9 protein-coding genes and 1 pseudogene are annotated in these 11714 nt (G+C 43.0%); 9 read left to right on the forward strand and 1 reads right to left on the reverse strand.

The window, feature by feature from the left end:
• The first annotated feature begins 58 nt into the window (after window positions 1-58).
• The 7 genes from K6969_RS03535 (at window position 59) to K6969_RS03565 (ending at window position 10358) form a co-directional block, all read left to right on the forward strand.
• Entirely contained in the window at window positions 59-394 is a 336-nt protein-coding gene (locus tag K6969_RS03535) for a hypothetical protein (protein WP_029178158.1), read from the forward strand.
• Between the two features lie 224 nt (window positions 395-618).
• Window positions 619-1320 carry an ABC transporter ATP-binding protein gene (locus K6969_RS03540; RefSeq protein WP_105151619.1) on the forward strand — a complete coding sequence of 234 codons (702 nt, stop codon included), beginning with the start codon at window positions 619-621 and terminating at the stop codon, window positions 1318-1320.
• A gap of 11 nt (window positions 1321-1331) precedes the next feature.
• Entirely contained in the window at window positions 1332-4697 is a 3366-nt protein-coding gene (locus K6969_RS03545; protein WP_216661456.1) for an FtsX-like permease family protein, read from the forward strand.
• Between the two features lie 316 nt (window positions 4698-5013).
• The gene (locus K6969_RS03550) at window positions 5014-6321 is read left to right on the forward strand and encodes a hypothetical protein (RefSeq protein ID WP_216661455.1); all 1308 of its coding nucleotides are present in this window, start codon (window positions 5014-5016) and stop codon (window positions 6319-6321) included.
• A gap of 75 nt (window positions 6322-6396) precedes the next feature.
• Window positions 6397-9033, forward strand: coding sequence for a DNA polymerase I (gene polA, locus K6969_RS03555; RefSeq protein ID WP_029174316.1), 2637 nt, complete (start codon window positions 6397-6399; stop codon window positions 9031-9033).
• 12 nt (window positions 9034-9045) lie between these two features.
• On the forward strand, window positions 9046-9801 hold the full coding sequence (locus tag K6969_RS03560) for a hypothetical protein (RefSeq protein ID WP_024376622.1): 756 nt from the start codon (window positions 9046-9048) through the stop codon (window positions 9799-9801).
• A gap of 119 nt (window positions 9802-9920) precedes the next feature.
• Window positions 9921-10358 carry a CoA-binding protein gene (locus tag K6969_RS03565; protein ID WP_014637666.1) on the forward strand — a complete coding sequence of 146 codons (438 nt, stop codon included), beginning with the start codon at window positions 9921-9923 and terminating at the stop codon, window positions 10356-10358.
• A 439-nt stretch (window positions 10359-10797) separates the two neighbouring features.
• Here the strand turns inward: K6969_RS03565 and K6969_RS03570 are convergent.
• Window positions 10798-11070: pseudogene (locus tag K6969_RS03570) on the reverse strand (IS110 family transposase); the annotation flags it as partial.
• Between the two features lie 81 nt (window positions 11071-11151).
• Here K6969_RS03570 and K6969_RS03575 point away from each other — a divergent pair.
• On the forward strand, window positions 11152-11337 hold the full coding sequence (locus K6969_RS03575) for a hypothetical protein (protein WP_029188188.1): 186 nt from the start codon (window positions 11152-11154) through the stop codon (window positions 11335-11337).
• Window positions 11318-11668 carry an IS66 family insertion sequence element accessory protein TnpB gene (gene tnpB / locus K6969_RS03580; RefSeq protein ID WP_029188189.1) on the forward strand — a complete coding sequence of 117 codons (351 nt, stop codon included), beginning with the start codon at window positions 11318-11320 and terminating at the stop codon, window positions 11666-11668. Before K6969_RS03575 ends, tnpB begins: the two co-directional genes overlap by 20 nt.
• Window positions 11669-11714 lie beyond the last annotated feature (46 nt).

An 11714-nucleotide genomic window follows, 5' to 3' on the forward strand; every position in this document is an offset into this window, starting at 1 on the left:
TTGAATATTTTTGTTGAATTTGATATACTAAATTTATCAAAAACAAGGAGGGTCTTTTATGGAAAAGACACAGATTATTCAAGACGTTTTGGCTCTCATTCAAGACTTGAATCGGGCCTTCCAAGCAGATAAAGTAGGAACAGCTGATGAACAGCGATTGCAACATAATCTGACAGAGACGACACGCATATTATCGGAGGCCGAGTCTGTTACCAATTCTGAACTGATTGCGATTGAGAAATTTTATCGTTCGACCAGTTTTCTAGTTGGACTGGGCGACCTGCGATTGAGTGAAACTAGCAGGCAGGCTTGGCAGGCCTTCGATCGCTATTACTACCAAACGATCAGAGAAGAACTCAAACTCTATGGCGGCTCTGCCATTGCCCAAGTATAATAGATGTTAAGGGAGTGGGACAAAAATCGGTAACCCGCAGGGTTCGATGAGTCGTTAGCCCACCCCCGCACAGTTGAGTAGGGCTGTAAAAGCTGATAAAATCAGCTAATTAGAGCCCACTCAACCACTGCGTCAAGTTTAACTATTGAAAAAAACTAAGGAGGCCAGGACTTTTGTCCCAGCCTCTTTATGTTATAATATTACTAAGAAAAGCGAGGTGTACCATGTCCTATATCCAAGTAAAGAATTCTTCGAAATATTATCAGATGGGGGATGCGACCATTGTGGCAAATGACAGCGTGTCCTTTGAGATTGAGCAGGGTGAGTTGGTCATCATTCTTGGCTCATCTGGTGCGGGCAAATCCACTCTGCTCAATATCTTAGGTGGCATGGATAGCAACGATGAGGGGGAGGTTTGGATTGACGGTGTGGATATTGCCAAGCTTTCCAGTCATGAACTGACCAATTATCGTAGAGATGATGTAGGTTTTGTCTTTCAATTTTATAACTTGGTTGCCAATCTGACCGCCAAGGAAAATGTGGAATTAGCTGCAGAAATCGTCAAGGATTCCTTGGATGCCGAGGAAGTCTTGGAACAGGTCGGACTCGGTCACCGAATCAATAATTTCCCTGCTCAGCTTTCAGGTGGTGAGCAGCAACGTGTGGCCATTGCCCGTGCTGTTGCCAAAAAGCCTAAAATTTTGCTTTGCGATGAACCGACAGGCGCTCTGGACTACCAAACAGGTAAGCAGGTCTTACAAATCCTACAAGATATGTCCCGCACACAAGGGGCGACGGTGATCATCGTTACCCACAATAGTTCCCTAGCCCCTATTGCAGACAGGGTCATTCGAATGCGGGATGCCCGTGTGCATTCGGTCGAGCTGAACGCAGAACCGCAGGATATTGCTAGTCTAGAATATTAGTGGGTGAAACTATGAAAAAGAAAATCTACTGGAAGGATATGAGGCAATCTCTGCTTTCTTCCAAGGGGCGTTTTTTGTCCATATTTAGCCTGATGATGCTAGGAGCTCTAGCTTTGACAGGTCTGAAAGTAACAGCTCCAAATATGGAAAAGACGGCCCAAGCCTATATAGCCAGTCATCGAACGATGGATTTGGCAGTAATTTCAGGTCTGGGACTTAGTCAAGCTGACCTTGACGAATTAGAAACGATAGAAGGTGCTACTCTTGAAGCGGGCTACTTTAAAGATGTGGTTACTAATGAAGGACAGACTGCAATTCGGTTGTTTTCAGCACCCAAGACCCTATCGACCTATAAGCTAGTAGCAGGGGAAATGCCCAGCCAAAAGGGGCAAATAGCCCTATCAGCTTCTTTAAAAAATCGTTACAAATTGGACGATACATTTCAAGTAACCGAGCCTGACAAGGATGGCACCATCCTGACCCAAACCACCTTTAAAGTTGTGGGCTTTGTCGCATCAGCAGAAATTTGGGACAATGAAACCATGGGCATGGCTGCAAGTGGTGATGGGCAGTTAGGTGGCTATGGCCTTGTTAGTCAGGATACCTTCAAATCAGAAGTTTACACTATTGCCCGTATTCGCTATGATGATTTGGTTGATTTACTATATTACAGTCAGGCCTATCAAGACAGGTTGGACCAGCACCAAGAAGACTTAGAAAAGTTATTGGCTAACAATGATGAACAACGATTAGCAACTATTCAGTCAGATGGACAGACAGATATTTCAAAAGGGGAAGAGGAAATTGCTCAGGCTCAATCCCAACTTGACCAAGCAGAGGCAGATTTGGCGAAAGGTCAGGAACAAGTCGCAAGTGGTCGCAGTGAGTTTGCGCGTGGTAGAGCCAAACTAGTTCAATCGGAAATGGAATTGCGAACCGTCCTTGCTCAATTGTTGCAAACCAAGTTTCAATTGGATGAAAGTAAAAAAGAGTTGGACAACCAGAAGGATAAACTAGACCAAAACAAATCTTTTTTGGATGTAAGTCACGAGGGACTACTTGAAACTGCTCAACGCTTGGAAAGTGCCAAACAGCAACTGGATTCCCAAAATGCCCAACTGAGTCAAACTGCATCGGAAATTTCAACTGGTCGTGCTAACTGGTACCAAAACCAACAAAATTTGAACCAGCTGATTGCCAATCACTTGCAAGAAGGTCAAACCCTCTCAGACTATCCTGACTTGTTGGCTAGACAGGAAGCCTTGGACGCAGAAAAAGCTCGCTTAGATCAACTTGAAGCTGACTATGAGCAGGCCAACCAAGCCTATTTACAAGGTTATGATTACTATCAAACCCAACAAAATGAATACAATAGCAATCTAGCCCAGTACCAAACTTGGAATCAAGAATATCAGGCAGGTTTGGCCCGTTATCAAGCAGGTTTAAGTCAGTATGAACAAGGCATTGCAGCCTACAATAAAGGAGTAGAAGACTATGAATGGGGACTGAGTCAGTTAGAGTCTTCAAATCAACTGCTCCGTCAGGAAGAACTCCGTTTGGAGGAGGCTGATAAAGAGTTAAGTCAAGCTCAATCCCAATTTTCTGAGAAGAAAGCCACGGCCGATCAAGAAATTAGCCAAGCTCAAACTGAGATTGCTCAGGCTAAATCCGACTTAAGTAAGCTGGAAAAAGCGCCCTATCAGGTCTATACTCGATCAAGCCTACCAGGTGGGGATGGCTATACTACCTACAGCAATGCGACTAGGTCTATTGCTGCAGTGGGCAATGTCTTCCCAGTTGTTCTCTACCTTGTCGCAGCTCTAGTGACTTTTACCACCATGGCCCGTTTTGTCGATGAAGAGCGAACACAGTCAGGTCTCCTCAAGGCCCTTGGCTATACGAATAGACAGATTATGGCTAAGTTCATTCTCTATGGTTTGGCGGCAGGTCTGGTAGGAACAATAGTCGGTATAATAGCAGGCAATCTCCTCCTGTCTCCACTTATTTCTAACATTATTACGCAGACAACCGTGATTGGACCAGCTAAACTTCATTTTTATCCCCTTTGGACAGGTTTAGCCTTGCTCCTGTCTTTGGCTTCCTCGGTCCTGCCAGCTTACTTGGTGGCTCGTCGGGAGCTGACAGAAAAACCTGCTCAGCTACTTTTACCTAAGCCACCGGTTACAGGCTCCAGCATTTGGCTAGAAAAATGGCCAGCTATCTGGTCTCGCCTGAGCTTCACCCACAAGGTGACAGCCCGCAATATCTTCCGCTACAAGCTTCGTATGCTTATGACCATCTTTGGAGTAGCAGGGACCGTCGCCCTTCTTTTTGGAGGACTGGGTATCCGTTCCTCTATTTCAGGAGTTGTCCAACGACAGTTTGGGGAGCTGATCCATTATGATATGTTGGTGGTGGAAAATAGCAGAGCTACTGAGGAAGAGTTGGATAAGTTAACACATTTTCTTCAGTCAAATCAGGTTCGCCAATCCTTGCCAGTGGCTTTTGAACAGCTCAGTCAAACAGTGGAAACTAGTGGCCAGAGAAAAAATATTTCCATTGGACTGTATATTTCAGACCGTCAGGACTTGGGAAATCTAGTCAGTCTTGAAAATTCTTCTGGTAAAGCTATCCAGCTGAGTGGCAGGGGGATTGTTCTCACAGAAAAATTGGCGCAAATCTACGGGGTCTCTGTTGGTGATAAGCTATCACTGACCTTGGAAGATAAGGAAGTTTCAGTCAGGGTAGAGGCTGTGGCTGATATGTATGCAGGGCATTTTATCTATATGACAGATAGCTACTACGAACAAGTGACCAGCAAGCAGAAGACTGCCAATGCCTATTTGGTTCAGTTGAAAGACAGTCAGTTGGGGCATATTCAGACTCTTGCAAGTCAACTCCTAGCGATGCCAGCAGTCAGAAGTTTGGTTCAAAATACTTCTCTTATAGACATGCTTACCACGATTGCGGGCTCGCTTCAGACCATCATGACCATTCTAGTCATTCTATCCATCTTGCTTGGCTTGGTTATTCTTTACAACCTTACAATTATCAATATGTCCGAACGGATTCGTGAATTATCCACCATCAAGGTACTGGGCTTCCACAATAAAGAGGTGACCATGTACATCTATCGTGAAACCATTGCCCTTTCGCTGATCGGTATGTTGGTTGGACTGGTTGGCGGTATTTATCCCCATAAGCTCCTTCTTGCCATGATTGGTTCGGACAGTATCCGCTTTAATCCATCTGTCGGACTAGAGGTCTATCTCATTCCTATCTTAGCCATTAGTGGAATTTTGGCCGCTCTTGGTTGGTACGTCAATCACCATCTGAGAAAGGTGGATATGCTGGAGGCCTTGAAGTCAGTTGATTAGGGAGTGGGAAAGAACTCGAGTGGTCTAAAAAGAGTTCGTCTTCCCACCCCCGCACAGTTGATTAGGTTGGATTTGGAGTGTAAAACACGAACAAATCCGCCAATCAACCACTGCGCTGAGATGTTGACACGAACTCTAAGAAGTGGTGCTGGGCTTTTTGCCCAGCCTCTAACCCGAGCCTAAAAACACGAAAGCGAGGACAGTCTTGGTTTGGAAGGAATTTTAAAAAGAGAATGACAGTCTTGCGATTCAAAAATCCTAGTGTATCTAGGATTTTTCTGCAAATATAAGTCTAGAAATATGCTATAATCATCTCATGAAAAAAATAAGTGATTTAGGATTAACAGGTCGAAAATTAGTTGGAGAAGGTCTAATCTTAGTCTTCATCGGTATTGGATTTTTAATTGCTGGCTGGCAATTTCCGGGTTTGATTCTTCGGTTCATTCATGCAGGTCTATTCTTTTTAGCTTTATATGAATTGAGCATGATATTTTTCAGAAAGAAGAAATCGAGTGAAAGTGTCATTGCGCTAGTTGGGAAGGCTGTTCTTTTCGGGATTCTAGCCAGTCTCGATTTAGCTGTTCAAATTCCCCTCTATTTCGCGGCTATTTTTGTTGGGATTTACCAGCTTTTTACGGCAGTCATTAATTTCATTGCTTTTTATCTATATCGAAAAGATGGGGTACAGCCACGGATTCGCTATTTAATAGATGGAATTTGGTTATCCTTACTAGGTTCAGCTTCCCTATTTGTGTCAGGCACACAGCTGGTTGTTCAAACCATTGTCATCGGAGGTTATCTGGTCTTGTACGGACTAACTAATCTGCGTGATGGTTTCTTGTTTGAGGAGGCTATTGAGCAACAGAGTCTAAAGCGTCATGTCCGTTTGCCCCTACCTTTATTTTTAGCAGCTTTGATTCCTCGTATGACCCTGCAAAAAGTCAATGATTACTTGGCGGATAATAAGGGACAAACGGTTCAGTCTATCTACAACCGCCACAAAGAAATTGCGGAGCTTCCAGCATTAGAAGTCTTTGTACACGTTGGAGAAGAAGGGTTCGGAGCAGTTGGCCATGTTGATTTGAGTTACAAAGGGCAGGTCTACGGTTTTGGTTCATACGATGTCCTGTCAGAGCGTTTGGGTGGTGCGATTGGTGATGGAGTCTTGTTCAAAGCAGAGCGCCAAGCTTATATTGATTTCTGTAACCAGGAAGGTATGACCATGTTGGGTTATCAGCTAAGCCTGACACCTGAACAGGAAGAAGCAGTTGAGGCTCGATTGGCTGAAATTGATAATCTGCTCTTACCTTGGAATCCAAGTCCTGAAAAAGTATCGAAAACGGCAGACGGCCAGCCTATCGAAATGTATGCCTATCGAATGAAAGAGGCAATACATGCGGAATTATTCAAATTTAGAAAGTCTAAATTTAAAACCTACTTTGTCCTCTCAACCAACTGCGTCCTTTTGGCTGATTCTGTGATTGGACAGGCTGGAACTGACATACTTGGTATGCGTGGATTTATCGCACCTGGAACCTATCAATCTTACCTAGATCAAGAATACGAAAAACCTCATAGTTTAGTAGTCGCAAAGAACATTTATTATCGAAAAGAGAAATCCTAGTCACTGACTGGGATTTTCTGTTATTTCAGCTCTCTAAGTCCCACAAAACTCCCCCATCCATGCTATAATAGAGACATGAAAAAAAATAAATTACTACTCATCGATGGTTCTTCCGTAGCCTTCCGTGCCTTCTTTGCACTTTATAACCAAATTGACCGCTTCAAGAATGCCAACGGTCTGCATACCAATGCCATATACGGCTTCAATCTCATGTTGGACCACATGATGAAGCGGATTGAGCCGACCCACATTCTTGTGGCTTTTGATGCTGGAAAGACCACTTTCCGTACGGAGATGTATGCAGACTATAAGGCAGGTCGTGCCAAGACTCCAGACGAATTCCGTGAGCAGTTTCCTTTTATCCGTCAGATGTTGGATGCCATGGGAGTCAAGCATTACGAACTGGATCAGTATGAGGCAGATGACATTATCGGTACCTTGGACAAAATGGCAGAGCGGACAGACATCCCTTTCGATGTGACCATTGTTAGCGGTGATAAGGATTTGATCCAGCTGACTGATGAGAACACCGTAGTCGAAATTTCCAAGAAAGGCGTAGCCGAATTCGAAGAATTTACCCCAGCCTACCTCATGGAAAAAATGGGGATTACCCCCACTCAGTTTATTGACCTCAAGGCTTTGATGGGAGATAAGTCCGATAACATTCCTGGCGTGACCAAAATCGGTGAAAAAACAGGTCTAAAACTCCTGACAGAATTTGGTTCTTTGGATGGAATCTACGAAAACATCGACAGCATGAAGGCTTCAAAGATGAAGGAAAACTTGATTGCTGATAAGGAGAAGGCCTTCCTATCTCGTACACTTGCTACCATTGACACCAATGCTCCAATCGAAATTGGTCTGGATGACATTGTTTATCAAGGTCCAAAGCTAGAAGAACTAGGACAATTCTACGATGATATGGGCTTCAAGCAATTAAGGGCTCAGTTAGGTACGACCAGCTCGCAAGAGGAAGCGGTACTCGATTTCCAAATCGTAACGGAAATCAGCCCCGCTATGCTCAAACAAGACCAGTTTTTCTATTTTGAAATCTTGGGTGAAAATTATCACCGAGAGGATTTGGTTGGTTTAGCTTGGGGAGATAAGGATAAAATCTATGTCGGAGGGCCTGAGCTACTTGATAGTCCAGTCTTGCGTGACTTTTTAGAAAACCAAACCATAAAAACCTATGACTTTAAGCGTGGAAAAGTTCTTCTCGACCGAAAAGAGATTACGCTACCTCCAGCTACTTTCGATAGCCGTCTAGCCAAATACTTGCTTTCCACCGTTGAGGACAATTCCCTAACAACCATTGCCAATCTCTATGGTCAGACTAGTCTTGTTCCAGATGAGGCAGTTTATGGCAAGGGTGCTAAGTTAGACTTGCCAGAACGCGAGATCTTTTTCCCACACTTGGCACGTAAGGTTCAGGTTTTGATTGAGACAGAAGAGCCGATGTTGACCAAATTAGAAGAAAATCAGCAATTAGATCTTTTGTTTGACATGGAGTTGCCACTGGCAAATGTTTTAGCTAAGATGGAAATTGCTGGTATTAAAGTGGAAGCTGAGACTCTCAAAGCTATGCAATCTGAAAACGAAGTTTTGATTGACCAGTTGACCAAGGAAATCTATGAACTAGCTGGTCAGGAATTTAATATCAATTCGCCTAAGCAGCTTGGGACCATTCTCTTTGAAGAGATGGGACTACCATTGGAATATACCAAGAAAACCAAGACAGGCTATTCAACAGCAGTAGATGTCTTAGAACGATTAGCGCCAATTGCACCAGTTGTTTCAAAAATCTTGGAATACCGTCAGATTACCAAGCTTCAATCAACCTATGTAGTCGGCTTGCAGGATGCCATTTTAGAAGATGGTAAGATCCATACCCGCTATGTACAGGATTTGACACAAACAGGTCGTCTATCTTCGACGGACCCTAACTTGCAAAATATCCCTGTTCGTCTGGAACAAGGTCGCTTGATTCGCAAGGCCTTTATCCCATCGCTTGAGGATAGTGTCCTCTTGGCATCGGATTATTCCCAGATTGAATTGCGGGTCTTGGCCCACATTTCCCAGGACCAGCACTTAATCGAGGCCTTCCAGCAAGGTGCAGATATTCACACTTCGACAGCTATGCGGGTCTTCGGTATCGAAAAAGCTGAGGATGTGACACCAAATGACCGTCGGAATGCCAAGGCTGTAAACTTCGGTGTCGTCTATGGCATTTCAGATTTTGGTCTATCCAATAACTTGGGGATTACACGTAAGGAAGCTAAAGCCTATATCGATACCTATTTTGAACGCTTCCCAGGAATTAAGAATTACATGGAAACCATTGTTCGTGAGGCACGTGATAAGGGTTATGTAGAGACTATTTACAAACGCCGTCGTGAATTACCAGATATAAACTCTCGCAATTTCAATGTCCGTAATTTTGCGGAACGAACAGCCATCAACTCACCAATTCAAGGTTCGGCTGCAGATATTCTCAAAGTAGCCATGATTAATCTTGACAAGGCTTTGACTGAAGCAGGTCTTGCGACACGTATGTTATTGCAAGTACACGATGAGATTGTTTTGGAAGCCCCAGTGGCAGAGCTAGAAACGGTAAAAGCCATGGTAAAAGAGACCATGGAATCGGCGATTAGCCTGTCTGTACCATTGATTGCGGATGAAAATGAGGGACCGACATGGTATGAAGCTAAGTAAGAAAGGAAGAGTATGAAAAAGATAGTTCTTTGTATTGGTCTATGTAGTCTTCTGCTCGCAGGTTGCGGAAAAACAGCGCAGAAGGCAGAGAAAACACCAGCTTCCTCAGGGGAAGAGTTTTCAACCACTTTACCGATTTTGCAAGAAAAGCAGGATACTACGAACGAACAGTTCAATGTTCTAGCAAATGCAGAGCTTGTAGCTGTTAATAGTACACCACCTGCTGACGAAACGCAAAAAGGCCACAAGATTTATGCGGCCAATAATGGTGTTGCTGAAAAAGATGAAAATGGGAATATCAAGGAATATTTCCGTTATTATGATGTGCCATCTACTTGGACAATTAATGCAGAAAATACTCAGGATGAGACAGTCGCTGCAGTCTATGATGTTAAAGAAGGTTCCAGCAATTACATGGTCCAACTCTATAATATCAATGCTTTTAATCAGTCTCCATTGGAAGACGGTCGCAATATGACGCCGGAGGAATTAGAAGCACGGATGCTTGAAACAAATCATTCTTTCAGTGAAAAGACGGTTGTCACAATCAATGGTCAGGAATGGCAGGTTGGGCGACAGTTATTAACAGATCAAAAATTAGCTCGTCTGACTTTTTATCGGATGGAATCAACAGCTGCTTATGATGACTCCGTGGTTGTGGGTTCAATCTATTATTCCTTAGATCCAGGAACCGATAAAGATCGGACCAACCTTAAAAAGGTTATCGGGCAAGTTAAGGATGTCGTGTACCAAATTGCTAAAAAATAATCAAGGTAGACAAGCTATAATCAGTAACGAGTTAAAACTGACAAGATTGTGTTATAGCACACCTTATTCATTAAGCTTTTATTGAGTCTAACATTTAATATACATTAAAGGAGGTCTCTATGTCTTATTCCTTCCAAAATCCTAGTCAGGACATTATCTTTGACTATCTGAAAAATGCTAAGACCATTGCAGTGGTCGGTTTGTCTAGTCGAGAAGAGACAGCAGCCTACCGCGTTTCCAAGCTCATGCAGGAAGCGGGCTATAAAATTATTCCAGTTAATCCCAAGGCTGCTGGTGGGACTATTTTAGGCGAGTTGGTCTATGGTAGTCTAGCAGAGATTGACCAACCTATTGATATTGTAGATGTTTTCCGCAGAAGTGAATTTTTACCAGAGGTAGCACAGGAATTTATCCAGTCGAACGCCAAAGTTTTCTGGGCTCAACTTGGTTTAGAAAGTCAAGAAGCAGAAAAACTATTGCGTCAGGCAGGTCGTAACGATATTGTCATGAATAAATGTATCAAGATTGAATATCTTGAAATGAAAGAACAATACTAATAGAGGCTGGGCAGAAAGTCCATCCTCGCTTCTCAGAGTTCGTGTCAACATCTCAGCGCAGTGGTTGATTGGCAGATTTGTTCGTGTTTCACACTCCAAATCTGACCATTACGACTGATGCGAACAGAGTTCGCTTCATTTCCAACCTCCAACAGTCACTACTCTGACTGTTGGAGCTGTGCGGAGGTGGGAGTGAAACAGTCTGGGAATAGACTGTTTCAGCTCAACAACTAGAAATAAAGACTTGTTGACGAACTCTTTTTCTACCATTTGTCAAGCCTATCAAGGTATTTGATGAAAAATATATCGAGTTCAATAGTCAAAATAAAGAAATTGTTTTCTTTTGGACTAAAGTTACGTGTAAAAAAGGGTACACGAAATTAACACCTTATGTTGAAAATTTTTGATAAGGTGTTACAATAATATAGCATAAACAATTTTACTGATTTTGGGTTAAAATGTAATCGTAAAGTTTGTTATGCGTTATGAGGTAATACATTGTCCGAATGAGACGATGTATGGAGGCAATCGTGTGTGGCTTCGTAGAAGTCGTTTGCGATTGTCTTTTTCGTTTCTCATAAAAGTCGGCGATATGGCAAGGCTTGGTGTGACTGGCTGAAGCGATATTGTGAATACATTTGAACAGAATCTTTCTAGCGTAGGGATTGCCACGCTTGGTAATGTGTTCCTTAGCGAGGAAGTTGCCAGATTGTAACCGCCCAATAACAAGGTATCTATCCACCCACTCCCTCCTCCAGTATACTGTTAGAAAAACAAAACTGGAGGATTTATTATGTCACACCCCATCATTCCATTGACTGTTCCCCAATCTCGCCGCTTTGAGAAGCGAGGCAGAAACGATATTATGATGAAAATTCGTCTCGGAAAAGTGGAGCTCACAGTCTTTCACACTATCAATCAAGAAACACTAGAAACAATCTTAGATAAGGTACTGTTCTATGACCATCCAACTCAGTGATTTAGGTCAAGTTTACTTGGTCTGTGGAAAAACAGATATGCGTCAGGGAATTGATTCCCTGGCCTATCTTATCAAAAGTCAGTTCAACCTGGATCCCTTCTCCGGTCAGGTCTATCTCTTCTGCGGAGGTCGAAAAGACCGGTTCAAAGCTCTTTATTGGGATGGACAGGGATTTTGGTTATTGTATAAACGTTTTGAAAATGGGAAATTGACCTGGCCAAACAATGAAGAAGAGGTCAAGGCTCTAACTTCCGAGCAAGTCGACTGGCTCATGAAAGGATTTTCTATCATTCCAAAAATAAATGTTTCAAAAAGTCGTGATTTCTATTGAAATCATGGCTTTTCTTTGTGTATAATGAGATAAAAAGAAGGAGATT

Source organism: Streptococcus suis (assembly GCF_019856455.1).
GTDB classification, from domain to species: Bacteria; Bacillota; Bacilli; order Lactobacillales; family Streptococcaceae; genus Streptococcus; species Streptococcus suis_AE.